Below are 26,329 nucleotides of genomic sequence, written 5' to 3'. Positions count from 1 at the left end.
CGATCCGTCCCCCATCGCCGGAAGAGGGCAGCCACCCTCTCCGGCGCTTCTTTATCTCACGAAGAAGCAGGAAAATCATAAGACAAGCACGTTGCATGAGGCTGATAAGCGGCAACGTGCTTTACATCTGCTGCATAATTTTCACCTTAAATCGATTCCGATTTAAAGAATTATGCAGCAGGTTGGACGCGTATTTTTGATATACGCGCCCAACCTTTCATGCCCCCTTGGGACGCCGGAAATCCTGAGCCCTTAGCCGGGTTTCGATCAACGGCACCATGGCATTGCGGGAGAGGCTGAACGCTTCCCGGCAGTCCAGCAGCACGAAGCCCAGCTTCTGCTGCAGCCGCAAGGAGGCGGCATTGTCGGCGAAGGCGCCTGAATGCACCTCGCTTTCCGGCATGCGGCGCAGGAAGCGATCGATCGCCGCGCCGGCTGCCTCCGTCATCAGCCCCTGCCCCCAGTAAAACCGGTTCAGCCAGTAGCCGAGATGCCAATGCCCCTGACGAAGCTCCAGGCTGACAGAGCCGATATGCACGTCATCGCCCTCGGTTATGGCCAGATACCAATCCGCAAGCGTGCCGGAGCAGACCCGGTTCAGCCAATCGCGTGCATCCTCGGGATGATAGGGCATGGGGACGCGGCTCAACATCCGCGTCACCTGCCAGTCATTCAAGGAGGCCGCCATGGCATCGGCATCCGTCATGCGATGCGGGCGAAGCACCAGCCTGTGTGTTTCGATGATCGGGCATGGGCCTGGGCTGGTGATCGCGCGCGGCTGTTCGAGAACGGCGTTCATCGCATCTCTCCCCAGCTCTTGAGCGACATCCAGGTCTTCCGGTCCAGCCGGTACCATTCCACGGGCATCATGCCCCGGCCCGCCAGATGCGCGACCATGCCGGTTCCCTGGAACTGGAAGCCGCTTTTCTGGATGACCCGTCGTGCCGCGACATTGGTGACCCGGCAACGGGCATCGAGAAACGTGATGTCTTCCCGGGTCCGGAAAGCCATGTCGATCAGCGCGTGGGCCGCTTCCGTGGCATAGCCGTTATTCCAATAGGGCTCGCCCAGCCAGTAGCCGAGTTCAAGCGTTTCGGCATCGTTGACATGCGGCTCCAGCGCGCAGCAGCCGAGAAACTCGCCATTATCCGCTTTCGTGATGGCATAGACGCACTTGCCAATCTCGCCGAGATTGGAACGTCGCACGAAATCCGCGGCGTCTGTCGCCGTATACGGATGCGGCATGCGGGATACCATGGAGGCGATAGCGGCGTTGTTGGCGAGATGGGCAAGGGCGTCGATGTCTTCTACGTGCGGGGCGCGCAAAACGAGCCGCTGCGACAAGAGAACGGGGCAACTCGACCTTAACCGATCGGGCCTCAGCCGATCGTCGGGCGACCGCGATTGGTCATCCCTCAACATTAAGCTTTGCATGGTTCAGTCTCCTTCAGGTTGAAAAGAGGTCAAAGAAAAAGGGAAGGTGGGTGGCGCCCCATCTTCCCTTTTTGCTTTGCTGAACCTGCTACGGCCAGCCGGGTCGATGAGACGCCGGCTGTTTTATCGCGCTACCGGCTTATTCCGCGGCTTCCGCCGTTTTCGGCATTACGGACACGAATACGCGGCCGTTGGACTTCGTACGGTAGGCGACATTACCGGCGGAAAGTGCAAAGAGGGTATGGTCCTTGCCCATGCCGACATTCGCGCCCGGATGCCACTGCGTGCCGCGCTGACGAACGATAATGTTGCCCGGAATGACGGTCTCGCCGCCAAACTTCTTCACGCCAAGGCGCTTGGATTCAGAATCGCGACCGTTACGCGAGGAACCGCCAGCTTTTTTGTGTGCCATTGGAGTTCTCCTTTAAACCTTAGTTCTCGTTGACCGGATTACGCAGCGACGATGTCGGTAATGCGCACGACGGTGTGATGCTGGCGATGACCGCGCGAACGCTTGGAGTTCTGGCGACGACGCTTCTTGAAGGCGATTACCTTCTTGCCGCGGGTCTGCTCGACAACTTCAGCCTTCACGGTTGCACCGGCAACGAAGGGAGCGCCAAACTTGGCATCAGCGCCTTCGCCAACAACGAGAACCTCGGTGAATTCGATGGTTGCACCAGCTTCGGCTTCCAGCTTTTCGATGGTCAGCACGTCGTTGGCACTTACGCGGTACTGCTTACCGCCGGTCTTGATGACTGCGAACATTTTTTTACCTTTCATGTTCGTTCCGGCTCTTTTCGCTAAGCGAAAGGCCGTCTTTTTGTCAGTCGGATTGGCAGGCGAACCTGCCGGTGAAACCCGTTTTTCCCGGGAAAGCCATTAGACGCAGTTATCCACATCTAAAGTCGTGATGCGGATACGCGAGCCCCTGCCGCCTGTCAAGGCAAAAGCCCTGAATTTTCGATATTTATCTCTTGCCAGCCGGTTGAATGCCCGTTATGTAGCCCACCGCACCGCCAAGGTGCCGACCAGTTTTAACCGGAGAGGTGGCTGAGTGGTCGAAAGCACCGCACTCGAAATGCGGCATACGGGCAACCGTATCGTGGGTTCGAATCCCACCCTCTCCGCCATTTCCCCTTGAAAAGCCTGGAAATGCTGAACTGCTTGAGTTTTAAGGGTTTGTAGACCGCTGCCTTGGTACACAAGGATGGTCCACATGGTCCTTAAGATGACTCAGCCGTTCAAGCATCCCGTCACAGGGATTTATCAGTTCCGCAAAAGAGTACCGAAAGACCTGATTCCGCTTGTCGGCAAACGGAAGGAAAAGGTCACCCTCGGAACCCGAGACCCACGCGAAGCCAAGGTTATTCATGCTCGCGTTTCTGCCGAGGTCGAAGCTCGTTGGGCGCAACTCGCTAAAGGTCGAATTTCACTGTCATTTAAACAAGCCTTGGCGATGGCTGGCGAAATTTATCGCGAATATGTTGCGGCGCATGAAGATAAGCCCTCAAAATCGAAGTTTGTCCTTGGTGTGTTGGCGAAAAAGCATTTCAATCCATACGATAAAAGCGTCAGCGTTGGCTTTGCGGATACCGACAGGGCAAAAGTAATTAAAGATGCCTGGATGAAGGAAATACTGGAGCCACCTGAATTAGATGCCTATTTGAGTAAGCGCGGTATTCTTTTAGATACCGAAAGTTACGATTTATTACGCAATCATGTTCAGCAGGCCTTGATTCAAGCTCGTCAACTTTTGATGAATTTTCATCTGGGTGACTATACGCCTGATCGGAAAGCGGACCGCTTCCCCAAGCTGGAAATAACGCAGCCATCTGCGCGTGAAAATCGTGGGGACGTTGGTTCGGAAAAATTCCTGATCACAACCATTTTCGAAGATTACGCACGCGAGAAGGAAATTTCACCCGCCTCTTATAAGCGGTGGAAGCCGATCATTGCCAAAGTGTCGGTGGAAGTGCCAGATGCACGCGACTTAACGAAGCAGTGGTGCATTGACTGGAAAGACAAGCTCATCAAAGACGGGCTTGCAAAGAACACGGTGAAGGATGCCTACCTTGCCGCGTTGCGAACGGTCTGCGCGTGGGGGGCTGTGAACAACCGTATTCCATCGAACCCGCTTGATGGTGTCACTGTTGCGGTTCCCAGAAGGCGAAAAACGCGAAAGCCGTATTTTACCGGCGAGGAAGCGATTACGATTCTACGGGCTACCTTGGTGCCTCAATCTGATCGCATGTCTGATCAGATATGCGGCGCGTTCAGGTGGTTGCCGTGGCTCTGCGCCTACTCAGGTGCGCGCGTCGGCGAAATTGCTCAATTGCGAAAGCAAGATATTCAGCTCCATGATGGCGTTTGGCTCATGTGGATTACCCCAGAAGCGGGGTCTACTAAAAACGGTGCTCCTCGATTTGTTGCGATACATCCGCATTTGGTCGAGCAGGGCTTTCTAGATTTCGTGAAGCGGTCAAAAAATGATGCGCCACTGTTTTACGATCCTGCCCGTTCACGTGGCGGACAAGACGGTAATCCCCAATACAAAAAGGTTGGCGAACGCATCGCTGCTTGGGTGCGGAAAATCGGCGTAGACGACGATCAGATACAGCCGAACCACGCATGGCGGCACGGCTTCAAGACCCGCGCGCGAAAGGTGAAGATGGATGTCGGTGCTCGTGACTATATGCAGGGTCACGTTCCTGCGACCGAAGGCGAGGCTTACGGCGAATTTGAGCCTGACGTGCTAGCTCACGAAATAGGTAAGCTGGAAAGGTTCGCTACGTAAATCCGTCGCCCTCGCATTGATGTTGGGTGCCCTAAGCTGAAGAGCTGTCAAGCAGAAGCTGACGGGGTGGTGCGGCCCGCAGCCGAAGGCGAGGACTCGGCCCGGCTGGTTGTGCTTGATAGATCGGAGCGACCAAATCCTATCGCAACCGGACAGGTACAGAAGGCCATAGGCCGAATGCCCCTGTCCGGACTAGCCCCCCGGCGATAAGGGTGGGGGCTGGGTAAGGCCGTAGGCCGCGCCAGGGGGCTGAAGCCCCCGCGAGCTTATTGTCATCGTTGTTGCATGACTCGATAAACGCTTGCTCTTCCAATTCCCATTGTCCGTGCGATCTCGGATGCTCCAAAGCCGGATGCGGCCAGTGCCCGGACTTGATCGGTGTCTATCGAGGGCTTCCGGCCTTTGTAGACACCTTCTGCTTTTGCCTTGGCTATACCTTCAAGCTGGCGCTCTTTGCGAATGGCCGTTTCGAATTCGGCGAAAACGCCGAGCATTTGCAGAAACGCGCGACCTGCTGCTGAAGAAGTGTCGATTGGCTGCTCGGTGGCCTTAAGGGCGACGCCGCGCGCCTCTAGTTCTTTGACTATCGCGTCTAGGTCGGCAATCGAGCGCGCCAGTCGGTCGATGCGCGTGACAAGGACGGTGTCACCTCTTCGTGTGAAATCGAGTAGTGTTCGCAGCTCGTCGCGTCCGCCCGTCGTGGTACCGGATTTTTTTTCGGCGCGGATGATCGTGCATCCTGCTGCTCTAAGTGCCGCCTCTTGAATGGCGAGGTCCTGATCGGAGGTTGAAACGCGGGCATATCCGTAAAGCTGTCCTGTCATCGTATGTGTCTCAATAGGATTTAGATGCATAGAGTGTGTCGTCTTATAATTTGGAAGTAAACCCTATTGAGACGCGAAAGATGTCTCACGCAATTGCATCGTTTGGGTACACCCAAATGAGGCATCCGAATGAGGTTGACGCCGAAGCATTCCAGCCCAAATATGAAAAAGCCGCTGTCATCGGGCTGGAACCCTCGGCGGCTTTTCATTAGAGATTGTTTCATGATTGTGAACGACTACTTTGATTTTGTAAATACTCCATTGACGCTCCAGTGAGCGCCGCTCGTGGGCGCATCTCCCAAAAGCCGGGGAGCCAGTCACCTGTTCTGACGCTTTTGGGCGGCTCTGCATCTGCATTGTCAATCCATTCCATCCCCAAAGGTGAAGTCGCCGTGCGTGCCGCCGTTTGCGCTTCGCGTAAATCGGGACATAAGGGAAGCCGCCACGCGCTAGGTACTGGAGGGGCTACGGTTCCTGAGAGTCAGTTATCGACACAAGATAAGCACCAGTTTGGTGGCTCCACGGTCGTCAAAAGATGGTCCTTACTCGAAAAGATTCAGCGCCTTTGCCGTCCAAAAGACAAGGATGCCCGTGGTCCTGCTGTCTGTGGGTGTGGACGCCCGGCTGACACCGCCGCACATGTAAACATTCATTATCGCGGCGATGAAAACGGTGGTGTTCAAGCAGGCGTGTCGGGGGTTTTTAGATGTGATAGCCCGTGGCTTTGCCCTGTCTGTGCTCGTCGGCTGGCGCTTAAGCGCATGGAGCGGGTTCTAAAGGTAACGCAAGCGGCGTATGCCCGAGGCGGAGCCGTCGCCATGGTTGCGCTTACGGCTTATCATGGAAAATCAACGTCGCTCGCCGCTCTCAAGACTCTGATCCAGCAGGCGTCCAGCAAGTCTAGAAAAGGTCGCGCTTGGCGCGATGCGTGCCGGGAGTATGGTATTCTTGGTGTCGTCGTCGGGCAGGAAGTCGAACTGGGCGAGAAGCACGGGTGGCACTATCACCAGCATCTTGCTGTTGTGATCGATGGCCCAACTGACGCCGAATATGAAGCGTCGGAATACGACGATGCTCGCCTGGAGGAGATGATCCAAGATCGAGGATTTGCAGCGGGCCGGTGGCTTGAAGAAGCTTATGTGGCCCAGATTCACAAATCTGGATGTGTCGCGTCTAGGCGCAATAGCTGCAAAACGCATGTGGCGCATGATGCGGAAAAGGCTGCGGGATACACGACAAAGGGCAGTATGTCTTGGCGCATCGATGATGATGGCGACAAAGGTGACGCAGACGCGTTGACACCCTGGGACATAGCGCTGGAAGCCGCTGATGGTGACCAGACAGCGCCACGCACAAAGTATATGTTTGCGAAATGGAGCGAGTACCAAGAAGCGATGCCAGGCACGCGTTCGTGCGTGGTTTCCGCTTCGCTCGCAAAGAAGCTGGGCATCGGCCCCGATACTCAACGGGACGCGGAAGACGGCGGTTTTGAATCCGAACCGGAGGAACAACAGCACCACGAACGTGGTCAGGTCATCGGTACTGTCAAGGCTGCGGTCTGGTCGCGCTGGATGAACTACCGCCTCGCATCAACTTTCTTGCGGCGTGTCGAATGGGGCGGTGCCGGTGGATTTTCAGAAGCTGTGCGCGAGACGGAGGCCGATAGCGATATTATTGCTGCCAAACGCAACGAGGAAGCTTCTGCCACATTGAATGAGCGCCTCCGTGCCGAAGCGGAAGAGGCAATGCGCCGAATGATCCAATTGGATCAGCGTGACAAGGCGGAGCGGCGGGAGGATGTCGCTCGATACGAACGAGCCATCAAGCAAGGTGGGCATCGTTGGGATATCAAGAACGGTGATGCGGCAAGTGTCGCAATGATCGCGGGAGAGCGGTTGCGGCGGCACGAAAGTGCCGTCGGGCAGCGCAGCAGCATGAAGCCAATTATTGATGACCTAGCAGCAACATATGGCGTACGCTTGACGGAGACTGAAGTTCTGAACGCGGCCGGTTCGGCAACTGATTTCATGCGGGATTTTGAACAGATGTTCGAAGGGCGCTGGCTGTCCGAAGAAGAAGCGGCAGCAATCGACGCGCTTGCGGCGTGATCCTTGCGAAGCGCTCACACGGCTTGAACGTTTCGGAAACGATATGAGTGCCAAACTGTTTGGCTGCGTCGTCATCTTTGAGATGGCGAAATTGCCCCCGGCGGGGTCCGGCTGAAGGCCCCGACACCATCGCAGATAGTGGTAATCGGTCACTACAGCTTTGCTCTACGCCTCACAATCCGCTTTGCGCCCACCGTTTTTGCACCCAACATAAAAGGAGTAAATTCCTAATTTGGGTGTCGATATGTTTATGAAAACAATTCCGCAATGGGTCGCCTGTACCGCTGATCTCGACATGGCGCAGGCATTTGTTCTGACCGCTCTCTACATGACGATGTGCGCAGACGATCCCGAGCTTGCTGCAACTTGGCAGGCATTATCCGCAGATGAATGGCGGGAGATTCACGGCCACTCCTGTTCGGTTCCACAAACGCCCGTAATGCTAAACCGGGCATATGACGCATTGAGAGACCATCCTCGTTACGGCTATGTCACGCGCTGGATACGCGGCCTGGAAGAGCGGGCTAATTCCCTGAAATACGCCCTGGCGGCTGAAGTAGGTGATTGGGCAAGCCTCGACTGCCTGCTCGGCGGTGAATTGGATCGGCGCGGCGCATAACAGGAGGCCTCCATGGGCTACCAGTTTGCGCATCTTGAGTCTTTTTCACGAAAACCGGATGCGCAGGGCCGTGGTGTTGATTTCGTTTTTGCGGAGGCTTCCCGAAAACCGGAAGCCTCCGTCCACGTCAAGAACCCCATGCCGCCCATCGTTGTGTATGGCCTGGATGTCAAGGCAACGCAGGAGCTTCACGATTCCGTCGTGGCTTCTGCAACGGTCCAGGTGAAAGGCGGCAAGACCCGCAAGGTGAGGTTAGACCAAAAAACGCTGTACACAGTCGTTGCCTCGCATCCTCACCGCATGGAGGAAATCCGCGCCGATCCGGCAAAGAAAGCGGAAGCCGAAATTTGGGAAAAGCGAACTGTCGCGTGGCTTCGCTCGCAATACGGTGACGATTTAATATCAGTGGTTCGTCATGAGGATGAGGCGTATTTTCACGTTCATGCCTACGTTATTCCCTTATCAGACCCTGGTCTAAAGGCCCAGCAGTACCACCCCGGCGTGACAATCAAGCGGTCTATCATGTCTGCTGGTCCCGCTGAGGGTGAAAATCAAAAAGCGCTGAGGAAGCGAGCTGACGCGGCTTACAAAAGCGCGATGCGGGCATGGCAGGATTCATATTATGACGCGGTTGCGGCACCCTGTGGCTTGGCACGTCTGGGACCACGCCGCCGCCGCTTGTCACGGGCCGAGTGGCAGCAGGAGAAGGCACAGGCCAAAGCGTTGCAAAATACCAACCGACGAGCGCAAGAGGTCAGGAAAGCCGGTCAAGCATTTATTAATAGCACGAGAGCGAAAGCGGCAGAGATCGCTGCCTCCGCCAATCGAGAGCGCGATGCGGCGCAAAGGATGACCATCGATGCCCTGGCTGCACAAGACCGCGCAATTGAGGAACGGGAGCAGGCTCGGGCATTGACTGCGACGGCCATCAGATACAGCGGTTGGGCCGGAAAACTTCGAGCGGCGTGGGATGGGATTCGGCACTCTCGTATCGCGGAAATGGTCCGTGCTGAGCTTGCCAGCGAAATCGACCGTTGGCGTGAGGCAGCAAAAGAAGCGGACCGAAAGAGGCTGGATGCGGAGCGGCGGAAGCATGAGGCCGAACAGAAGGCGCGAGCTGCGCAGGATGCCGCCATGCGCTTGGGAATAGAGCGCGACCGGCTGCGTTTGACACTCTCGTACGACGCCGATCAACGCGCGCCGGAACTGTCACTTGCTCCGACACCGGTCTTGAAACCTCAATTTGGAAAAAACCGAAAAGTTTGAGCGGCGATGTGCAGTGATGCAGGCTTCGATTGATCGGAGCAGCCCCCCGCATTCAATAGTCGATTACCGCTTCAATCGTACGCGAATTCTCTCCTGAGCGCACGGTCGGCTAAAAATTCTGCGATGCTTCCGAGACAGCGGAGCTTTCACGGATTGAAGCCTTTCTCGTCATCATAAGACTTGTTGTTTTTTGCCTTCCGCGCTTGTTCGGCTTCTCGACGCTTGCGTTCCTCCCACAGAATGGTGCGGGTCTGAAGTGCATGGACAATGTCAGCATCATGAGTTGCAAGGCACTGCCGCAGGTCGCCAGGGTCTGTAGCGTATGCCTCTGTGAGATATTTATGCGTCCCCGGTGGACACAACAGCTTTAGCGCCGTGAGGGCATCTTGACGCCAGTATGGCGCGCTTAGCTCTTCCATAATTTGACCGATATATGGTCGATAACCCCATTCTCTGTAACGCCTGGGAAACAGGTGATAACTCGGATCGGACTCCCAGGCCTTTTGACGTTCTGCTTTCCGGCTGAGGCAAATCCCGCGCTCCTTCAAATTTTTGCTCCATTGCGTGTATGAGTAACCGTCGCAATAGTCGTCGTTTGGGTCCTGGGGTGCGAAATCGTTCACAGGGTCAGGTGTCCAGTTGCTTGCGTCCGCGATGGGATCGGAACGGTGGCTGAATGAGCGAGCGAATGCCGATGAAATCGATTCCTGTATCGCCAGAACCGCCATTAAGAACAACAATAGCAGTCGCTGTCGTCTCCTACGAGCTTCCGAAACTTGTCGACGCAGGCGTTCGATGCGCCGACGCAATTCATCTCCGCGCCGCTGCCGCTCGCGTCGTAGACGTTCCTTCTGTTTCTCGATTTTCGAAATTTGGTTGGGCGTAAGCTTGCGCTGAAACATGGCGTTCTCCTTTGGAAGGATGTTCGCCGCTCTCGTTGCAAGAAACAGGGTAAAAAGTCGCCGGGAGGGATGGCAGCAGAGAGCAAAATGTCCTTTCGGAAAGAGGTCGACAGCCGCAACCGCGTATTTCTGGCAGGCTCTGACCGCGACCTATGGGCGAGCTTAGACAGGTAACTCCAGTGGAAATTTTCAGGGCGTCAGCCTGAAGTATGCTCCGATGTCGATAATGGGAACTGGAATCGATTCGAAAGAGTTTACCGACTGTCAACAAAAAAAATGCACTATCCCGTTGAAAGCTGTTGACTCGGGTGTTAGGCCTTAAATAGCGGCAGCCAAAGAAGCGATTCGACAGGTAACTATGACGGGATTTTTAGGTCCCATAAGGAGGTTCCATGTTGGCAGCTGTAAGACCCGTTGAACGGGACGACCTCAATCTGTTCTGCGTAGCGCTATCAATGGTAGCTGGGAACCAAGAGGTTCCGCCCTCTCTCAAAACTTATGTTGTGCGCATCCTCGACGAGGCAAAGTCGGTGGCGTCAGATATTACGAAGGCCAACTCTAACGTGTCACCAGAGGCGATTAGTTTGGCGTTCGATCTCTTAGATCAAGGCGATCTGTTTGATTCTGCAAAGACAGTTGACTCCTTCGAAAAAATAAGCCCAGAAATTGCGAGCAAATTTCTGAATCGCGTCGAAGGTGTGGATGTTCGCAGTTGATGATCTCCGTCTGATACGAGATCAATTGGTAAAGATACGGCGGTCTAGCTACTTTGAGAAACCGCTGCTGGATCACTCAGATTCGCTAATTGATCTGATCGATTTCATTGATCAGAATGAAGCCGCTATTCCAGCACCAATAATAATGGAAATTCGGCGCATTCTGTTCGATGAGCAGATGTTTTTAAGTGGTAGCGTATCCGGCGAAGTCCCATATGAAGTGGTGTACAGTCTGAAGCTTGCACTTGCTGACTGGGGTCATAACAGCGACGTCATCACCACGGCACTTTTAGACGACCAAAATTTTTATTTTCGGCCTTCAAAAGGAATTTGGAAGTTCGTCGCGAATACTATCCCGACCTTCTCGCTCCCGGCGAGCCAATATTCGCTAATTCAGATAGCTTTTCCCCGTCTATACAGATCAAAACCGCTATTTGCGATTCCGCTATATCACGAACTTGGTCATTTTATTGATATTACTAATCGCGTCAGTGAAATTGTTCTGATGAGCATGAACCCGCCTCCTCCACAGCCGCAGGTCGCTCTGAATTATCTTAGGGAACACTTCGCCGACCTCTTTGCCGCTAGTTATTGCGGCGAGGTATCGACAGGCCTCTTGATGCTTCTCGCGGGCGTGCAGCCTGCTTCATTCACTCACCCCGCGACGTTACTTCGCACGGCCCTGGTTGCGGATTTTCTGGCGGGCTCCAAGAATGATTTGATAGATGCATTTCAAAATGCGTTAAAGCAGCTCGGAAGGCCTTCGCTTCAGATTCGATATTCTAAGCCAGACGTCGCAAAATATTTCGATAATATGAGGCCGACGACTTTTTCGTCAATAAGTGAGATTCACGGAATATATCTTTCCGGATTCCAATACATGGAAGAAAAACGCAAAAATCAAACAGGTGTTTGGGCTGGCCAATCTCAGAAAGAGGTCGTCAGAATAGTCAATGACTTAGTTGAGAAAAGCATCCGTAACTTTGATATTGGCGAACGGTGGAAAAATGGAAATCCTTGATAAGGGAGAGATTGTTGCGCTGCTCAAGGCAGATGAGCCGAACTCTCTATTTATCGAACCGTTGCTGGAAGATAACCAGATTGGCGCAGTTTCGATAGATTTGCGGCTCGGATACGATTTCCTTGTATCTATATATAGCAGAAAGGCATTTATTGGGGTTGATGGCGACGGCGACGGCTCCCGTGGAGCGGAACGGCACTTTCAAGGAACTCGCCGAGACCTTGGAGAGAGATTTATCCTCTATCCAAACCAAATCGCACTAGCCACTACTCTTGAATATATTTGCCTGCCGTCCAATGTATTCGGAGACGTGATCGTGCGTTCTAGCTATGCAAGACTTGGAATTCAACTGAATACCATGCTCCAGCCAGGATATCGCGGATGCGTGTCGCTGGAGCTGGCTAATCACAGCAATACTCCATTGGAGTTGGTGGTTGGAAGCCGGTTAGTTCAGCTCAGACTTTACAGTGTTTCTAAAGAACATAGCTATCTCGATGGCGACGTACGCAAATACTACGGTGACGTTCGTCCTACGGTTTCGAGATTTGATCGCGACCCTGATTTAGCCGCTCTAGCCAAACTAGCCATTAAGCCTTGAGACTGTCGGAACCCTTCGGCCAAACTGGTCTCTGACCTTGCGACAGATGGCCAGCTCTCTCTATTTTCAGAGGTTGCTGGTGGTACAAAACATTGGTACACACACCTAAATTGCAGCGGCCTCAAACCCTTTGTTTCTCGGCTTTTCGAGCGGCATGGCGAGATTCCCACCCTCTCCGCCATAAGATTTATTTGCAGTTGATGTTCTGTCAGGCGTGTTTTTGCGAACGCGCGAAGACATTCTTTGCTCTTTCACGCAGCTAAACACAAAAAAGCGGCCCGCACGGGGGCCGCTTTGATGATGGCAATCGCTGATTCCCTTAAACCCAGGGGCGGGCTGCGGAGTTCTGGGCTTCGAAATTGCTGATCGCGGAAGCCTTTTCCAGTGTCAGGCCGATATCGTCCAGGCCGTTCAGCAGGCAGTGGCGCTTGAAGGCGTCGATGTCGAATTTGATCTTGCCGCCATCAGGGCCGGAAATTTCCTGGGCTTCGAGATCGACGGTCAGCACGGCGTTTGCGCCGCGCTGGGCGTCGTCCATCAGCTTGTCCAGATCTTCCTGGGAGACAACGATCGGCAGGATGCCGTTCTTGAAACAGTTGTTGTAGAAGATATCGGCGAAACTGGTGGAGATTACGCAGCGAATGCCGAAGTCGAGGAGCGCCCACGGCGCATGCTCGCGTGAAGAGCCGCAGCCGAAATTATCACCGGCCACCAGGATTTTGGCGTTCTGATAGGCCGGCTTGTTGAGCACGAAATCGGGATTGAGCGAGCCGTCTTCCAGATAACGTGCTTCAGCAAACAGGCCCTTGCCAAGACCGGTGCGCTTGATGGTTTTCAGATAGTCCTTCGGAATGATCATATCGGTGTCGATATTGACCACCGGCAAGGGCGCCGCAACGCCCGTCAGTTTCGTGAACTTGTCCATTCGGGTTAACCTTCCGACCTGCTCTGTTTGAGCCTGCCTTAAAGGAAAATCGAGCCGATTTGAAGGAGAATCTGTATCTCTTCTCTCGCTCGGCCCGAGGGTGCCCGATTACATGTCGATGATCGTGCCGCGACCGTCATTCCACACGCGGACCGGCTTCTTTTCCGCACGCGCGTAAACCGGCATCGGTTTGGCCTTCATGGTCAACGCACGCCAGCCAAGGGCGGCGGTCATCATCAGGCCGGCAACCACCGTCAGGGAGAAGGTCAGGAAGGCAGCCGCGGTCAGCGCGGCAATCCCAACAGCGGCAAGAGCGAACAAGCGAAGTGTCTGCATCGTCATCATCCTTTCACAAGAGGAAGGTGGGGCTTCTCTCAAGGCTTTGCAAGGGTTAATGAGGTCGCAGCCCATGGGTTCCGCATGTCGTAGCTGCCTGATCGTTTCGCGAAATAACCCTTTAAGTTCAGGGGGTAAGTTCGAGCGATCGATCAGCCTGCGGCAAGCTGCCGCGCTTGAGGAATAAAAAATTGACCAGCAGACCTGCCTACGCACTGTGCCGCTCGCTGTTGAGTGTGCCCGCCATCAACGCCAAGGCCCTGGAAAAGAGCCGCGTGCTTGGCTGTGATGGCATCATTCTCGATCTGGAGGATTCGGTAGCCGCTGACCGGAAGGCGGAAGCGCGGCAGGCGTTGCGGGGCTTTTTTGCGCAAGGCCGTCCGGGCGATAAGGATGTGCTGTTGCGCATCAACGGCGCAGGCGACCATCAGGCGGAGGATCTGGCGCTGGCAGCGGAGCTGGACATTTCAGCCCTTGTTCTTCCAAAAGTAGAGGCGCCGGGCGATCTCACGCGGCTGCGTGAGGCCATGGGCGAGGGGCCACGCCTTTGGGCTATGATCGAAACCCCCAAAGCCGTGCTGCATATTGCCGCCATTGCCGAGGCTGCTTCCGCTTTGGGCGTGGATGGCTTTATCGTCGGCCTGAACGATCTTCGCAAGGAAAGCCGTGTTCCCGCCGAGCCGGAGCGCCGCATGCTGCTGCCCTGGCTGATGCAGGTTGTGCTGGCCGCCCGCGCCTATGGACTGAGCGTGGTGGATAGTGTCTCCAATGATTTCCGGGATATCGAAGCCTTTGCTCGTGAATGCGCGCAGGGCCGCGCCATGGGCTTCGATGGCAAGATGCTCATTCATCCGGCGCAGATCGAAGCGGCCAATCGCCATTTTTCACCGTCTGAGGCCGAGATTGCCGAAGCGCGGGAGATTGTCGCGGCCTTTGCGGCACCGGAGGCCGCCCATCTCAACGTGATCAACCACCAGGGCCGGATGATCGAGAGGCTGCATGCCGATCAGGCAAAGGTCCTGCTGCAAAAACTTTCCCATATCCAAGACAGAAAGGCTCAGATCCCATGAAAGTCTATCGCTTCCTCACCGGCCCGGACGATTCGTCCTTTTGTCATCGTGTCACCGATGCTCTGAACAAGGGGTGGGAACTGCACGGCTCGCCGACGCTCTCCTTCAACGCCGCCGCAAACCAGATGTATTGCGGTCAGGCGGTGGTGAAGACGGTGCATGGCAAGGACTATGATCCGAGCATGAAGCTCGGTGAGCAGTAATACGAAGAGTCATTGAAAATGACCCTTCGTATTCCCCTTTCGAATATCTCAAGCCCTCGGTGCATTTGAGATATTCGAAATTCTTTCAAGGCGAGGAGGCTGACGCATCTTCGCGCCTTGGTATAAATCCAATCAGGCAAGGCCCGGTGGTTTCAGGATCTGCCGGGCTGTGCCGCCTCTTCGGCGCTGGCTTCGATCTGCTCCATGTCGTCATCGCTCAAGCCGAAATGGTGGCCGATCTCATGGATCAGAACATGGGTGATGATATCGCCCAGCGTTTCCTCATTTTCCGCCCAATAGTCGATGATGGGGCGGCGATAGAGGGTGATGCGGTTGGGCAGGTCGCCGGTTTCCATGCTGAACCGTTCAGTGATGCCCTTGCCTTCGAACAGGCCGAGAAGATCGAAGGGCGTTTCCAGCGCCATGTCCTCGAACACGTCATCGGTTGGAAAATCGGCAATCTCAATGACCAGATTGCCCGTCAGATCCCGGAATTCCTTGGGAAGGTTGCCGAAGGCTTCAATCGCCAGCGATTCGAAAACGCTGATCGTCGGTGCATGCTTTTCACGCCAATCTTCCGATTGATCGACCCGAGCCATGAATACTCCTGAAGCGCGCATCTGTGGCGCGCCCTACGCTTTAAAGCAATTCCAGCAAAAGTGTAACTCGGTTTTGCGTTCGGAATTGCGTGAGAACAACGAATCATGCGCTGCCCGTCAGCCAGTTTGGCTTGATGGCATGCGCCTGATACCAATACACCGGGCTTTTACAGAGAAGTCGAGCCCTGTGCATCCCGCAAGCTCTCTATATAGGGTTTTTGCGAGGACTTTTGCAGTGGCAGAGGCAAAAGCGGCTCTTCACCCTCCAAAAAGGGTGAAGAGCGGGAATGTGACGCCATGTTTCTTATGCCGGGGCCTTGTTCTGGCGGTTGGCGATCAGGTCGTCCACCACAGCCGGATCGGCCAGCGTCGACGTATCCCCCAGCGAGCCGAAATCGTCCTCGGCGATCTTGCGCAGGATGCGGCGCATGATCTTGCCTGAGCGCGTCTTGGGCAGGCCCGGCGCGAACTGGATCTTGTCCGGGGCGGCAATCGGCCCGATTTCGGAGCGCACATGTTTTACCAGCGTCTGGCGCAGATCATCCGTGCCTTCCTGGCCTGCCATCAGCGTGACATAGCAGTAGATGCCCTGCCCCTTGATCGGGTGCGGATAGCCGACCACGGCAGCCTCGGAAACGAGGTGATGCGAAACCAGCGCGGATTCCACCTCCGCGGTGCCGAGGCGGTGGCCGGAGACGTTCAGCACGTCATCGACGCGGCCGGTGATCCAGTAGTAACCGTCCTCATCGCGGCGGCAGCCGTCGCCGGTGAAATATTTGCCCTTGTAGGTGGAGAAATAGGTCTGCACGAACCGGCTGTGATCGCCATAGATCGTGCGCGCCTGCCCCGGCCAGCTATCCGTGATGCAGAGATTGCCGTCGGTCGCGCCCTCAAGCACCTTGCCCTCATTGTCCACTAGCTGCGGTTTGACGCCGAAGAAGGGGCGCGTGGCCGAGCCGGGCTTGAGGTCGGTGGCGCCGGGCAGGGGCGTGATGAGAATGCCGCCGGTTTCCGTCTGCCACCACGTATCGACAATGGGGCAGCGCTGATCGCCCACGACATTGTAATACCACTCCCAGGCTTCCGGATTGATCGGCTCGCCGACCGAGCCCATCAGCCGCAGCGACGAACGTGAAGAGCGTTTGACGAAGTCGTCGCCCGCGCCCATCAGCGAGCGGATGGCGGTGGGGGCCGTGTAGAAGATATTGACCTTGTGCTTGTCGATCACCTCCCAGAACCGGCCCTGGTCGGGGAAATTCGGCACGCCTTCGAACATCAGCGTCGTCGCGCAATTGGCGAGCGGCCCGTAGACGATGTAGGAATGGCCGGTGACCCAGCCGACATCGGCGGTACACCAGTAGATCTCTCCATCCTTGTAATCGAAGACATATTCATGCGTCATCGAGGCATAGACGAGATAGCCGCCGGTGGTGTGCAGCACGCCCTTCGGCTTGCCGGTGGAGCCGGAGGTGTAAAGAATGAACAGCGGGTCTTCGGCACGCATCTTGACCGGCGGGCAGTCTGGTTTCACCTTGGCGATTTCCTGGTGGTACCAGTAGTCGCGGCCCGGCGCCCAGCCCACCTTGCCGCCGGTGCGGCGCACGACCAGCACCTTGTTGACGATGACATATTGCTTGGCGGCGATGTCGATGGCGACATCGGTATTTTCCTTGAGCGGCACGGGCTTGCCGCCGCGCACGCCCTCATCGCAGGTGATGACGAAGGTGGATTCGCAGTCGACGATACGCCCTGCCAGCGCTTCCGGCGAAAAGCCGCCGAACACCACGGAATGCACCGCGCCGATCCGGGCGCAGGCCAGCATGGCGTAGGCCGCTTCCGGGATCATCGGCATGTAGATGGTGACGCGATCGCCCTTCTTGACGCCATGGGCTTTCATCACATTGGCGAGGCGGCAGACGTTTTCGTAAAGCTGGTTATAGGTGATTTTCTTGTCGATATAGGGGTTGTCGCCCTCCCAGATGATGGCGGTTCGCTCGCCATGGGTCTTCAGGTGGCGGTCGATGCAATTGTAGGAGACGTTGGTCACGCCGTCCTCGAACCATTTGATCGAAACCTTGCCCTTGAAGCTGGTATTCTTGGCCTTGGTATAGGGCTTGAACCAGTCGATCCGTCTGCCGTGCTTCATCCAGAACTTTTCCGGGTCCTCGATGCTCTCCTCATACCATTTCAGGTATTTGTCGGCGTCGATCAGCGCCTGTGCCTTGGCCGATTTGAGAACGGGATAGGTCTTGGCAGACATTCGGATCCTCCTTGCAAACGCGTCATCCGCCGCCGCAAATGCCTGAGCTGCGGCGGTGCGCGGAACTCCTCTTTCCGCGTATCTCGCTGATTCATATCAGCTTGGACGGCGGCGGCAATTAGACGAAGGTCATTTGAATCGTAAAGAATTGCAATTTAGCGACAGTCGGAGTATATGGTCGCTGAATTCCCGGAAATTGTGGTTAAATCCACGGCCCGCGACAACCGGCGCGGGGCGCAGAGAAGGATTGTAAATTCCATGGCCCAGACATTGCTCATGCCCAAGGCAACGGCCGTATGGCTGGTTGACAACACGGCGCTGTCCTTCGACCAGATCGCCACCTTCTGCAAACTTCACCCGCTTGAGGTGAAGGCCATTGCCGATGGCGAATCCGCCCAGGGTATCAAGGGTCTCGATCCCATCGCCACCGGCCAGCTTTCCCGCGACGAGATCGCCCGGGGCGAGAAGGACATTCATTACCGGCTGAAGATTTCCGAGCCGAAGGTACGCGTGCCCGACAGCAAGCGCCGCGGCCCGCGTTACACGCCGGTTTCCAAGCGTCAGGACCGGCCCAATGCCATTCTCTGGCTGGTGCGCAATCATCCGGAACTGAAGGATGCGCAGATTTCCCGCCTCGTCGGCACCACCAAGGCAACGATCGAGCAGATTCGTGAGCGCACCCACTGGAACTCCGCCAATCTGACGCCGATGGACCCGGTTACGCTCGGCCTCTGCAGCCAGATCGATCTCGACATGGAAGTGGAAAAGGCCTCCAAGGGCCGCCCGCTGCCTACGGCGGCTGAACTGGGTGCAACCCTGCACGCGGCCTCCGAGACGGAGCATCTCGATTTCTATGCCGAAGAGGAAAAGGAAATCGACGCCAATGCCGTCTTCGCCAAGCTGCAATCGCTGAAATCCGACCGTCCGAAGGACGAGGACGACGATCAATACTGATCGTCGCAGCCAGTTTGCAGTTCCAGGAAAAGGGGAGACCGGTCTTCCCTCCGGAATGCCTGTAAACAACCCCTGAGAGCGACGGCGAGGAGGCTTCCTCGCCGTTTTGCGTTTGTCAGCCAGATCCTGTTTCGAGGCTGAAAAGCGCCTTGTTCACCGCCGTCTCCAGAAAGCGGGAGAAACTGGCGATGCGTGGCGGCAATGCCTGATAGGGCGGATAATAGAGCGTCAACCACAGGTCCGGCGGTGACCAGCCGGGAAGGATCTGCACAAGCCGCCCCTCAGCAATCTGCCGGGCCACATGAAATTCCGGCAGTAAAGCGACCCCGAAGCTTTCCGCTGCCATTTCCGCCAGAAGATCGCCCTGATTGCTGCTGAAAGCGGCCCCGGCGGGGAGTGTCACGGTTGCATGGCCGTCGGAAAGCTGCCAGCTTTCCCGGCGGCTTTCGCTGCTATAGGCCAGGCAATCCTCCGGTTTCAGATCGCCAGGATGGTCGACCGTGGGAAAACGGCTGTTTGGCGCGGCCACGAGAATGCGCTTGATCCGGCAGATTTTCCGCCAGATGGTGAATTTGTCGGAAGGGGTCGATGAGATGCGGATTGTCAGGTCATAATCCCCCTCCAGAATATCGATCAGCCCGTCACTCAAGGAAATCTCGAAGCTGATCCGGGGAAATTGCCGGGCAAAATCTGCAAGGATAGGCGGCAGCATCGTCTTGCCAAACCAGGTGGGAGCGCTGATGCGCAGCCGTCCCTGGTCCGCCTTGTGGGTGTTCATCAACTCCTGGCGTGCGCCATCCAGCGCCTTGATGGCGGGGGTGATCTGGGCCGCAAAGACCGCGCCCTCCGTCGTCAGCGAAACCTGCCGTGTGGTGCGCACGAAAAGCTGGACGCCGAGATCCTCCTCCAGCGCGGCAATGGCCCGGGTGACGGCTGCCGGGGTCATGCCGATTCCTCGCGCCACCTGCGCAAAGTTCAACGTTTCCGCCGCCGCCAGAAAGATTTTCAGCGCCCGATAATCGTTCATAACCTGCCCTCCGCGCGACACGGGTTATTGTTGCATAAAATTCAATTCAGTCGCAATTATTATTGCGATTGTTGTTTTTGCTCTCGGCGCGCATCTTCCGGTCATCCCATAGAGGGAGAGGACGCAACCCGCCGCAACAAAAAGCCGGCCTCGGACTTTCCTCTCAGTACACCGTTCCATTCCCATCGGGCCGCGCCGGATGCGTTGACCCATTCCTCAAGGAGATACGATAATGGCCTATGTCACCACCAAAGACGGCGTTGAGATTTTCTACAAGGACTGGGGTCCGAAGGATGCCCAGCCGATCATGTTCCACCATGGCTGGCCGCTTTCGTCCGATGACTGGGATGCGCAGATGCTGTTCTTCCTCTCCAAGGGGTTCCGCGTCGTTGCTCATGACCGCCGTGGCCATGGCCGTTCCGCCCAGGTTTCGGAAGGGCATGACATGGACCATTACGCCGCCGATGCCTTTGCCGTGGTCGAAGCGCTGGATCTGAAGAATGCGGTCCATATTGGTCACTCGACAGGCGGCGGCGAAGTTGCCCGGTATGTCGCAAAGCATGGCGAGCCCTCGGGCCGTACCGCCAAGGCTGTTCTGGTCTCTGCCGTTCCACCGATCATGCTGAAGACGGCCTCCAACCCTGAAGGCTTGCCGATGGAAGTGTTTGACGGTTTCCGGTCCGCCCTGGCGGCCAACCGTGCGCAGTTTTTCCGCGATGTTCCGGCAGGTCCCTTCTACGGCTTCAATCGCGATGGCGCCACGGTTCAGGAGGGCGTGATCCAGAATTGGTGGCGCCAGGGCATGATGGGTGGGGCAAAGGCTCACTATGATGGCATCAAGGCCTTCTCCGAGACCGATCAGACCGAAGACCTGAGGGCGATTTCCGTCGCTACGCTTGTTCTCCATGGCGAAGACGACCAGATCGTTCCCATTGCCGCATCGGCTCACAAGTCGGTCAAGCTTCTGAAGAACGGGACGCTGAAGACCTATCCGGGCTTCTCGCACGGCATGCTGACCGTCAATGCCGATGTGCTGAATGCCGATCTTCTGGCCTTTATCAAGGGCTGACCACGGGACGTGGCGGGGGCTTGAAAGCCGCCGCCACCGTCTTCAGGCCACGGCGGGGCAGGTGTTTCCATGGCCGTGCTGGCTGAGAACAAGGCTGATCTCGTCCAGGATAGCCGGATCGTCTATGGTGGCGGGCATTTTCCACGGCAGGCCATCGGCAATTTTCTGCATGGTGCCGCGCAGGATCTTGCCAGACCGGGTCTTGGGCAGGCGTTCCACCACCATCACCGTCTTGAAGGCCGCCACCGGGCCGATTTCATCCCGCACCAGCTGGATGATCTCCCGCGACAGGATTTGCGCATCCCGCGTGACATTGCGTTTCAGCACCACGAAGCCGCAGGGCACTTGTCCCTTCAGCGCATCGGCAACGCCGATCACCGCGCATTCCGCCACATCGGGATGCATGGCGCAGACTTCCTCCATGGCCCCGGTAGAAAGCCTGTGCCCGGCGCAATTGATGATGTCATCGGTCCGCGCCATGACGAAGACATAGCCGTCCTCATCGATCAGCCCCGCATCTGCGGTCTTGTAATAGCCGGGAAACTCGCTGAGACAGGCATCGCGAAACCGCTGGTCGGCATTCCAGAAGCTGACCAGGCAGCCGGGCGGCAGCGGCAGCTTTACCACCAGATTGCCCAGCGTCCCCGCTGCAACGGCATGGCCTGCATCATCCAGCACCTCCAGCCGGTAGCCGGGCATCGGGACCGAGGGCGAACCGTGCTTGACGGGCAGCGCCCCGAGACCCAGCGGATTGCCCGCAATCGCCCAGCCAGTTTCCGTCTGCCACCAATGATCGATCACCGGAACGCCAAGCTGTCTTTCCGCCCATTTCAACGTTTCCGGATCGGCTCTTTCGCCAGCGAGGAACAGAGCGCGAAGCCCGGAAAGATTATGGGTGCGGATGAACTCTCCCTCCGGGTCTTCCCGGCGAATGGCGCGGAAGGCGGTGGGGGCGGTGAACAGCGCCTTGACGTCATACTCCTCGACCACGCGCCAGAAGGCACCCGCATCCGGAGTTCCCACCGGCTTGCCCTCATAGATGATGGTGGTGTTTCCGGCGATCAGCGGCCCATAGACAATATAGGAATGCCCGACCACCCAGCCGATATCCGAGGCGGTCCAGAAGACCTCGCCGGGACGCATGCCATAATGTGCCTCCATGGTCCAGGCCAGCGCCACCAGATAGCCGCCGGTATCGCGCACCACGCCTTTGGGCTGGCCGGTCGTACCGGAGGTGTAGAGGATATAGAGCGGATTGGTTGCCGCGACCGCTGTGCAGGGGACTGCCGTGCCCAGCGCCTTTTCATGCTCGATCGCCTGCCCCAGATCGCAATCGCCATGGCTGTAGCGAAGCGCTGCATGCAGTTCGTCCCGTTGCAGCACGAAACACACATCCGGTTTATGGCTGGCCATATCGATGGCCTGGTCGAGCAGCGGCTTATAGGGCACGATCCGCCCCGGCTCCAGCCCGCAACTGGCGGAAATCACTGCCTTCGCCCTGGAATCATCGATACGGGTGGCGAGCTCGCTGGCGGCGAAGCCACCGAACACCACCGAATGCACCGCCCCGATCCGCGCGCAGGCCAGCATGGAAAACACCGCCTGCGGGATCATCGGCATGTAGAGGATGATCCGGTCTCCCTTGCTCACACCGTGGCTGAGAAGCACGGCGGCGATGGCGGTAATCTCGGCCAGCGCCTCGTCATAGGTAAAGCGCTGCTTCCTGCCGCTCACCGGGCTGTCGTAAAGGATTGCGGTTTCCGCGCCGCGACCGGCGGCGATGTGGCGGTCGATGGCATTGTGGCAGGCATTGGTTTCTCCGCCCTGAAACCACTGTCCGTAAACGCCAAGCTCCGGCGCAAAGGCCTGCTCTGGCTCCTTGAACCAGTCTATGCGCCGGGCTTCATTGGCCCAAAACTGCTCTGCATCGGCCTGAAAGGCCTGATAGGTCTGATGATAACGGCTCTCCACATGATCCTCCCACCACGCTTCCACCTCTAGGTTCTTGTTTTAACGCATGTCGTTATCGCAAAACCGCTACACACTTTTGCGCGACATGCTTGAGGATAATGGTAGCGGAGTGCGCGGAACATCAGAAGCCCGACGAAAGCATGGGGCCTCTCCCAAGGGTCATTGAAAATGAGCCTCGGGAACAACAGCCGTCAGCGGCTGCCGAAAATCGCCGATCCCACCCGCACGCTGGTCGCGCCGAAGGCCACCGCCGTTTCATAGTCGCCGGACATGCCCATGGAGAGTTTGTCGAGGCCGCATTCCCGCGCCAGCTTTTCCAGCAGCGCAAAATGCGGGCCGGGATTTTCATCCACCGGCGGAATGCACATCAGCCCTTCGATGGAAAGGCCGAGATCATTGCGGCAGAGGCCCACGAAAGCCACCGTCTCTTCCGGTGCGATGCCCGCCTTTTGCGGCTCGTTGCCGGTGTTGACCTGCACATAAAGCTTCGGATGCCGGCCCTGCTTCAGCATTTCCTCGGAAAGCGCCCGGGCAATCTTTTCGCGGTCCACCGTCTCGATCACATCGAAAAGCGCCACGGCATCGGCTGCCTTGTTGGATTGCAGCGGGCCGATCAGATGCAGTTCCACGCCATCGAACGCGGCTTTCAGCTCAGGCCATTTGCCCTGCGCTTCCTGCACGCGGTTTTCGCCGAAGACGCGCTGGCCATGGACGAGGGTAGGGCGAATGGTGTCCGCGTCGAAGGTCTTGGACACGGCCACCAGCTCCACGGAGCCGGGATCGCGGTTTGCTTCCTCCTCCGCCAGCCGGATTTTTGCCTTTACCTCGTCCAGTCTTTCTTCAATGCTCATGGTCACACCCGTTCCTTTTGCTTCCTTTTTGCGGCAGCGACATGAAAAGGCAAGCCCCGCAAAGCTTGACGCTTCCTGCTTTTCATGGTGAAGGTCCAGCCTCATCGATAAAGCAGTCCGGACACGCATTCCCATGAGCACAGAACGTTACAATCCGCGCGATGCGGAACCTCGCTGGCAGGAAAAATGGGCCGAGGCCAAGGTTTTCGAAACCGATAACAGCGATCCGCGCGAGAAATATTACGTGCTTGAGATGTTCCCCTACCCGTCGGGGCGCATCCACATGGGCCATGTGCGCAACTACGCCATGGGCGATGTCGTCGCCCGGTACAAACGCGCCCGCGGCTATAATGTTCTGCATCCCATGGGCTGGGATGCTTTCGGCATGCCCGCCGAAAATGCCGCCATGCAGAACAAGGTCCACCCCAAGGACTGGACCTACCAGAACATTGCCACCATGCGCAGCCAGTTGAAGTCCATGGGGCTGTCGCTGGACTGGTCGCGGGAGTTTGCCACCTGCGACGTTGAGTATTACCACCGCCAGCAGGCGCTGTTCATCGACATGATGGAGAAGGGCCTCGTCTACCGCAAGCAGTCCAAGGTCAACTGGGACCCGGTGGACCAGACGGTGCTGGCCAATGAACAGGTCATCGATGGCCGTGGCTGGCGCTCCGGCGCGCTGGTGGAGCAGCGCGAACTGACGCAGTGGTTCTTCAAGATCACCGATTTTGCCCAGGACCTGCTTGACGCACTGGACACGCTGGACCAGTGGCCGGAAAAAGTGCGGCTGATGCAGAAGAACTGGATCGGCCGTTCGGAAGGGCTGACCGTGCGCTGGGAAGTGGCGGGCCATGCCCCGGCGGGCTTTACCGATGTGAAGGTCTATACCACCCGGCCCGATACGCTGTTTGGCGCCTCCTTCCTGGCGATTGCCGCCGATCATCCGCTGGCCAAGGCTGTCTCCGAAGGCAATCAGGCTGTCGCCGAGTTCTGCGATGAATGCCGCCGTGCCGGAACCTCGCTCGCCGCCCTCGAAACCGCGGAGAAGAAGGGGATCGATACCGGCATCAAGGTTCGCCATCCGCTGGACCCGTCCTGGGAGCTGCCGGTCTATGTCGCCAATTTCGTGCTGATGGATTACGGCACGGGCGCGATCTTCGGCTGCCCCTCCGGCGACCAGCGCGACCTGGATTTCGCCCGCAAATACGATCTGCCGGTGGTGCCGGTCGTCATGCCGAAGGATGGCGATGCCGCAAGCTTCACCGTGGGCGATACCGCCTATGACGGCGACGGCGTGATGATCAATTCCCGCTTCCTCGATGGCATGACCACTACGGAAGCCTTTGAGGCCGTGGCGAACAGGCTGACGGCAATGACCCTCGGCAACGAGCCGGTCGGTGAGCGCAAGGTGAACTTCCGCCTGCGTGACTGGGGCATTTCGCGCCAGCGCTATTGGGGCTGCCCCATCCCGGTCATTCATTGCGAAGTCTGCGGCGTGGTGCCGGTGCCGAAGAAGGACCTGCCGGTGAAATTGCCGGATGACGTGACCTTCGATGTGCCCGGCAACCCGCTGGACCGCCATGCCACCTGGCGGCACGTCAACTGCCCCTGCTGCGGCAAGCCCGCCCGTCGTGAGACGGACACCATGGATACGTTCGTGGATTCCAGCTGGTATTACACCCGCTTCACCGCGCCCTGGGAAGACAACCCGACGGACCCGGCGGTGGCCAATCGCTGGCTGCCGGTGGACCAGTATATCGGCGGTATCGAGCATGCGATCCTGCACCTGCTCTATTCGCGTTTCTTCACCCGCGCCATGCGTGAAACCGGCCATGTCAACATGAGCGAGCCCTTCAAGGGCCTGTTCACTCAAGGCATGGTGGTGCATGAAACCTATCGTCTGGGCGAGGGGCTGACGGCGCAATGGGTTGCCCCTGCCGATATCCGCATCGAGGAAGTGGAGGGGGTCCGCAAGGCCTATCTGCTGACCACCGGCGAGGAAGTGGCCATCGGCTCCATCGAGAAGATGTCCAAGTCCAAGAAGAATGTCGTCGATCCCGATGACATTCTCGGCTCCTACGGCGCCGATACCGCCCGCTTTTTCGTATTGTCCGACTCTCCGCCGGACCGTGACGTGATCTGGTCGGAAGCGGGCGTCGAAGGCGCGCATCGCTTCGTCCAGCGCGTCTGGCGTCTGGTGTCGGAAGCAGCGGAGGCGTTGAACTCCGTGGCCGCCGCTCCCGCCAGGGAAGGTGAGGGCAGGGCGATTTCGCAGGTCGCGCACAAGACGTTGGCCGCCGTGCAGGGCGATCTCGACAAGCTCGCCTTCAACAAGGCCGTGGCGCGCATCTATGAATTCGTCAATGCCCTGGCCAATCCGCTGACGCAGGTTGCCGCCGGCAAGACAGATGCCGCCTTCACCGCTGCCGTTCGCGATGCCACGGAAATCCTCATCCAGATCATCGCGCCGATGACGCCGCATCTGGCGGAGGAATGCTGGGCAGCGCTCGGCAAGGACGGCATCGTCGCCAAGGCGTCCTGGCCTGCCTTCGATCCGGAACTGGTGGCGGAAAACGACGTGACGCTTCCCATCCAGATCAATGGCAAGAAGCGTGCGGAATTGACAATCAGCCGCGACGCGGATCAGAATACCGTGCAGGAAGCGGTGCTGGGTCTGGAGGCCGTGCAGGCCATTCTGCAAGGCCAGAGTCCGAAGAAGATTATCGTGGTTCCGCAAAGGATTGTGAACATTGTCGTCTGACCGCTCCAACCTGACCCGCCG

General features: G+C 57.3%; 25 protein-coding genes and 1 tRNA gene. 13 read left to right on the top strand and 13 right to left on the bottom strand.

Annotated elements, in window-relative coordinates; genetic code table 11:
* Positions 1 to 217 precede the first annotated feature (217 nt).
* The 4 genes from QO005_RS18815 to rplU all read right to left on the bottom strand — a co-directional run bounded on the left by QO005_RS18815 (position 218) and on the right by rplU (position 2,199).
* Positions 218 to 799: a GNAT family N-acetyltransferase gene (locus QO005_RS18815; protein ID WP_307159603.1), complete on the bottom strand. Its 582-nt coding sequence runs from the start codon at positions 797 to 799 to the stop codon at positions 218 to 220.
* Complete coding sequence (locus QO005_RS18810) at positions 796 to 1,434, bottom strand: GNAT family N-acetyltransferase (RefSeq protein ID WP_307159602.1); 639 nt, start codon at positions 1,432 to 1,434, stop codon at positions 796 to 798. The genes QO005_RS18815 and QO005_RS18810 overlap by 4 nt, the downstream gene beginning before the upstream one ends.
* Before the next feature lie 139 nt (positions 1,435 to 1,573).
* Positions 1,574 to 1,846 carry a 50S ribosomal protein L27 gene (gene rpmA / locus QO005_RS18805; protein ID WP_307159601.1) on the bottom strand — a complete coding sequence of 91 codons (273 nt, stop codon included), beginning with the start codon at positions 1,844 to 1,846 and terminating at the stop codon, positions 1,574 to 1,576.
* Positions 1,847 to 1,884: 38 nt separating this feature from the next.
* Complete coding sequence (gene rplU / locus QO005_RS18800) at positions 1,885 to 2,199, bottom strand: 50S ribosomal protein L21 (protein WP_027487114.1); 315 nt, start codon at positions 2,197 to 2,199, stop codon at positions 1,885 to 1,887.
* 275 nt (positions 2,200 to 2,474) lie between these two features.
* Here rplU and QO005_RS18795 point away from each other — a divergent pair.
* A tRNA-Ser gene (locus QO005_RS18795) sits at positions 2,475 to 2,564 on the top strand.
* 86 nt (positions 2,565 to 2,650) lie between these two features.
* The gene (locus QO005_RS18790) at positions 2,651 to 4,228 is read left to right on the top strand and encodes a DUF6538 domain-containing protein (RefSeq protein WP_307159600.1); all 1,578 of its coding nucleotides are present in this window, start codon (positions 2,651 to 2,653) and stop codon (positions 4,226 to 4,228) included.
* A 272-nt stretch (positions 4,229 to 4,500) separates the two neighbouring features.
* On the opposite strand, the gene QO005_RS18785 is transcribed toward QO005_RS18790, so the two are convergent.
* Entirely contained in the window at positions 4,501 to 5,052 is a 552-nt protein-coding gene (locus QO005_RS18785; protein WP_307159599.1) for a recombinase family protein, read from the bottom strand.
* An 818-nt stretch (positions 5,053 to 5,870) separates the two neighbouring features.
* Between QO005_RS18785 and QO005_RS18780 the strand changes: the two genes are divergently transcribed.
* The 3 genes from QO005_RS18780 (at position 5,871) to QO005_RS18770 (ending at position 9,045) form a co-directional block, all read left to right on the top strand.
* The gene (locus tag QO005_RS18780) at positions 5,871 to 7,160 is read left to right on the top strand and encodes a hypothetical protein (protein ID WP_307159598.1); all 1,290 of its coding nucleotides are present in this window, start codon (positions 5,871 to 5,873) and stop codon (positions 7,158 to 7,160) included.
* A gap of 232 nt (positions 7,161 to 7,392) precedes the next feature.
* On the top strand, positions 7,393 to 7,779 hold the full coding sequence (locus QO005_RS18775) for a hypothetical protein (protein ID WP_307159597.1): 387 nt from the start codon (positions 7,393 to 7,395) through the stop codon (positions 7,777 to 7,779).
* A 12-nt stretch (positions 7,780 to 7,791) separates the two neighbouring features.
* The gene (locus tag QO005_RS18770) at positions 7,792 to 9,045 is read left to right on the top strand and encodes a plasmid recombination protein (protein WP_307159596.1); all 1,254 of its coding nucleotides are present in this window, start codon (positions 7,792 to 7,794) and stop codon (positions 9,043 to 9,045) included.
* A 146-nt stretch (positions 9,046 to 9,191) separates the two neighbouring features.
* On the opposite strand, the gene QO005_RS18765 is transcribed toward QO005_RS18770, so the two are convergent.
* A complete protein-coding gene (locus QO005_RS18765; RefSeq protein WP_307159595.1) occupies positions 9,192 to 9,947 on the bottom strand; it encodes a hypothetical protein in 756 nt (251 codons plus the stop codon).
* Between the two features lie 392 nt (positions 9,948 to 10,339).
* Here QO005_RS18765 and QO005_RS18760 point away from each other — a divergent pair, with 392 nt between their 5' ends.
* Genes QO005_RS18760 through dcd form a run of 3 tightly spaced genes read left to right on the top strand, consistent with a single transcriptional unit; the run spans position 10,340 to position 12,282 of the window.
* The gene (locus QO005_RS18760; protein WP_307159594.1) at positions 10,340 to 10,663 is read left to right on the top strand and encodes a hypothetical protein; all 324 of its coding nucleotides are present in this window, start codon (positions 10,340 to 10,342) and stop codon (positions 10,661 to 10,663) included.
* Positions 10,650 to 11,684 carry a hypothetical protein gene (locus QO005_RS18755; protein WP_307159593.1) on the top strand — a complete coding sequence of 345 codons (1,035 nt, stop codon included), beginning with the start codon at positions 10,650 to 10,652 and terminating at the stop codon, positions 11,682 to 11,684. Before QO005_RS18760 ends, QO005_RS18755 begins: the two co-directional genes overlap by 14 nt.
* Positions 11,671 to 12,282: a dCTP deaminase gene (dcd, locus tag QO005_RS18750; protein WP_307159592.1), complete on the top strand. Its 612-nt coding sequence runs from the start codon at positions 11,671 to 11,673 to the stop codon at positions 12,280 to 12,282. The genes QO005_RS18755 and dcd overlap by 14 nt, the downstream gene beginning before the upstream one ends.
* Positions 12,283 to 12,601: 319 nt before the next feature.
* Here dcd and leuD read toward each other — a convergent pair whose 3' ends face one another.
* Entirely contained in the window at positions 12,602 to 13,207 is a 606-nt protein-coding gene (leuD, locus tag QO005_RS18745) for a 3-isopropylmalate dehydratase small subunit (protein ID WP_307159591.1), read from the bottom strand.
* Between the two features lie 108 nt (positions 13,208 to 13,315).
* Positions 13,316 to 13,543 carry a hypothetical protein gene (locus QO005_RS18740; protein WP_307159590.1) on the bottom strand — a complete coding sequence of 76 codons (228 nt, stop codon included), beginning with the start codon at positions 13,541 to 13,543 and terminating at the stop codon, positions 13,316 to 13,318.
* A gap of 191 nt (positions 13,544 to 13,734) precedes the next feature.
* Between QO005_RS18740 and QO005_RS18735 the strand changes: the two genes are divergently transcribed.
* Positions 13,735 to 14,613, top strand: coding sequence for an HpcH/HpaI aldolase/citrate lyase family protein (locus QO005_RS18735; protein WP_307159589.1), 879 nt, complete (start codon positions 13,735 to 13,737; stop codon positions 14,611 to 14,613).
* On the top strand, positions 14,610 to 14,816 hold the full coding sequence (locus QO005_RS18730; RefSeq protein WP_307159588.1) for a DUF1737 domain-containing protein: 207 nt from the start codon (positions 14,610 to 14,612) through the stop codon (positions 14,814 to 14,816). Before QO005_RS18735 ends, QO005_RS18730 begins: the two co-directional genes overlap by 4 nt.
* A 152-nt stretch (positions 14,817 to 14,968) precedes the next feature.
* Here QO005_RS18730 and QO005_RS18725 read toward each other — a convergent pair whose 3' ends face one another.
* Positions 14,969 to 15,415 carry a metallopeptidase family protein gene (locus QO005_RS18725; RefSeq protein WP_307159587.1) on the bottom strand — a complete coding sequence of 149 codons (447 nt, stop codon included), beginning with the start codon at positions 15,413 to 15,415 and terminating at the stop codon, positions 14,969 to 14,971.
* Between the two features lie 304 nt (positions 15,416 to 15,719).
* Positions 15,720 to 17,675, bottom strand: coding sequence for an acetate--CoA ligase (gene acs, locus QO005_RS18720; RefSeq protein WP_307159586.1), 1,956 nt, complete (start codon positions 17,673 to 17,675; stop codon positions 15,720 to 15,722).
* 258 nt (positions 17,676 to 17,933) lie between these two features.
* Between acs and QO005_RS18715 the strand changes: the two genes are divergently transcribed.
* Positions 17,934 to 18,629 carry a DUF1013 domain-containing protein gene (locus QO005_RS18715; protein ID WP_307159585.1) on the top strand — a complete coding sequence of 232 codons (696 nt, stop codon included), beginning with the start codon at positions 17,934 to 17,936 and terminating at the stop codon, positions 18,627 to 18,629.
* Between the two features lie 115 nt (positions 18,630 to 18,744).
* On the opposite strand, the gene QO005_RS18710 is transcribed toward QO005_RS18715, so the two are convergent.
* On the bottom strand, positions 18,745 to 19,656 hold the full coding sequence (locus tag QO005_RS18710) for a LysR family transcriptional regulator (RefSeq protein ID WP_307159584.1): 912 nt from the start codon (positions 19,654 to 19,656) through the stop codon (positions 18,745 to 18,747).
* Positions 19,657 to 19,888: 232 nt separating this feature from the next.
* Between QO005_RS18710 and QO005_RS18705 the strand changes: the two genes are divergently transcribed.
* On the top strand, positions 19,889 to 20,725 hold the full coding sequence (locus QO005_RS18705; RefSeq protein WP_307159583.1) for an alpha/beta fold hydrolase: 837 nt from the start codon (positions 19,889 to 19,891) through the stop codon (positions 20,723 to 20,725).
* A gap of 42 nt (positions 20,726 to 20,767) precedes the next feature.
* On the opposite strand, the gene QO005_RS18700 is transcribed toward QO005_RS18705, so the two are convergent.
* Both QO005_RS18700 and QO005_RS18695 read right to left on the bottom strand, forming a co-directional pair.
* A complete protein-coding gene (locus tag QO005_RS18700) occupies positions 20,768 to 22,696 on the bottom strand; it encodes a propionyl-CoA synthetase (protein WP_307159582.1) in 1,929 nt (642 codons plus the stop codon).
* Between the two features lie 191 nt (positions 22,697 to 22,887).
* Entirely contained in the window at positions 22,888 to 23,547 is a 660-nt protein-coding gene (locus QO005_RS18695; protein WP_307159581.1) for a YggS family pyridoxal phosphate-dependent enzyme, read from the bottom strand.
* A gap of 133 nt (positions 23,548 to 23,680) precedes the next feature.
* Between QO005_RS18695 and leuS the strand changes: the two genes are divergently transcribed.
* Positions 23,681 to 26,308, top strand: a complete 2,628-nt coding sequence (gene leuS / locus QO005_RS18690) for a leucine--tRNA ligase (RefSeq protein WP_307159580.1) — start codon at positions 23,681 to 23,683, stop codon at positions 26,306 to 26,308.
* The last annotated feature ends 21 nt before the right edge of the window (positions 26,309 to 26,329 follow it).

The organism is Allorhizobium paknamense (assembly GCF_030815125.1).
GTDB lineage: Bacteria > Pseudomonadota > Alphaproteobacteria > Rhizobiales > Rhizobiaceae > Allorhizobium > Allorhizobium paknamense.
Note: the sequence above shows the minus strand (reverse complement) of the source record. Positions and strands in the feature narration are given on the sequence as shown.

What these genes read in the sequence shown, in the direction of transcription:
- QO005_RS18815 (WP_307159603.1), bottom strand. Translation starts at nt 799, where the DNA reads ATGAACGCCGTTCTCGAACAGCCGCGCGCGATCACCAGCCCAGGCCCA.
- QO005_RS18810 (WP_307159602.1), bottom strand. Translation starts at nt 1,434, where the DNA reads ATGCAAAGCTTAATGTTGAGGGATGACCAATCGCGGTCGCCCGACGAT.
- rpmA (WP_307159601.1), bottom strand. Translation starts at nt 1,846, where the DNA reads ATGGCACACAAAAAAGCTGGCGGTTCCTCGCGTAACGGTCGCGATTCT.
- rplU (WP_027487114.1), bottom strand. Translation starts at nt 2,199, where the DNA reads ATGTTCGCAGTCATCAAGACCGGCGGTAAGCAGTACCGCGTAAGTGCC.
- QO005_RS18790 (WP_307159600.1), top strand. Translation starts at nt 2,651, where the DNA reads ATGGTCCTTAAGATGACTCAGCCGTTCAAGCATCCCGTCACAGGGATT.
- QO005_RS18785 (WP_307159599.1), bottom strand. Translation starts at nt 5,052, where the DNA reads ATGACAGGACAGCTTTACGGATATGCCCGCGTTTCAACCTCCGATCAG.
- QO005_RS18780 (WP_307159598.1), top strand. Translation starts at nt 5,871, where the DNA reads ATGGTTGCGCTTACGGCTTATCATGGAAAATCAACGTCGCTCGCCGCT.
- QO005_RS18770 (WP_307159596.1), top strand. Translation starts at nt 7,792, where the DNA reads ATGGGCTACCAGTTTGCGCATCTTGAGTCTTTTTCACGAAAACCGGAT.
- QO005_RS18765 (WP_307159595.1), bottom strand. Translation starts at nt 9,947, where the DNA reads ATGTTTCAGCGCAAGCTTACGCCCAACCAAATTTCGAAAATCGAGAAA.
- QO005_RS18760 (WP_307159594.1), top strand. Translation starts at nt 10,340, where the DNA reads ATGTTGGCAGCTGTAAGACCCGTTGAACGGGACGACCTCAATCTGTTC.
- QO005_RS18755 (WP_307159593.1), top strand. Translation starts at nt 10,650, where the DNA reads ATGTTCGCAGTTGATGATCTCCGTCTGATACGAGATCAATTGGTAAAG.
- dcd (WP_307159592.1), top strand. Translation starts at nt 11,671, where the DNA reads ATGGAAATCCTTGATAAGGGAGAGATTGTTGCGCTGCTCAAGGCAGAT.
- leuD (WP_307159591.1), bottom strand. Translation starts at nt 13,207, where the DNA reads ATGGACAAGTTCACGAAACTGACGGGCGTTGCGGCGCCCTTGCCGGTG.
- QO005_RS18740 (WP_307159590.1), bottom strand. Translation starts at nt 13,543, where the DNA reads ATGCAGACACTTCGCTTGTTCGCTCTTGCCGCTGTTGGGATTGCCGCG.
- QO005_RS18730 (WP_307159588.1), top strand. Translation starts at nt 14,610, where the DNA reads ATGAAAGTCTATCGCTTCCTCACCGGCCCGGACGATTCGTCCTTTTGT.
- QO005_RS18725 (WP_307159587.1), bottom strand. Translation starts at nt 15,415, where the DNA reads ATGGCTCGGGTCGATCAATCGGAAGATTGGCGTGAAAAGCATGCACCG.
- acs (WP_307159586.1), bottom strand. Translation starts at nt 17,675, where the DNA reads ATGTCTGCCAAGACCTATCCCGTTCTCAAATCGGCCAAGGCACAGGCG.
- QO005_RS18715 (WP_307159585.1), top strand. Translation starts at nt 17,934, where the DNA reads ATGGCCCAGACATTGCTCATGCCCAAGGCAACGGCCGTATGGCTGGTT.
- QO005_RS18710 (WP_307159584.1), bottom strand. Translation starts at nt 19,656, where the DNA reads ATGAACGATTATCGGGCGCTGAAAATCTTTCTGGCGGCGGCGGAAACG.
- QO005_RS18705 (WP_307159583.1), top strand. Translation starts at nt 19,889, where the DNA reads ATGGCCTATGTCACCACCAAAGACGGCGTTGAGATTTTCTACAAGGAC.
- QO005_RS18695 (WP_307159581.1), bottom strand. Translation starts at nt 23,547, where the DNA reads ATGAGCATTGAAGAAAGACTGGACGAGGTAAAGGCAAAAATCCGGCTG.
- leuS (WP_307159580.1), top strand. Translation starts at nt 23,681, where the DNA reads ATGAGCACAGAACGTTACAATCCGCGCGATGCGGAACCTCGCTGGCAG.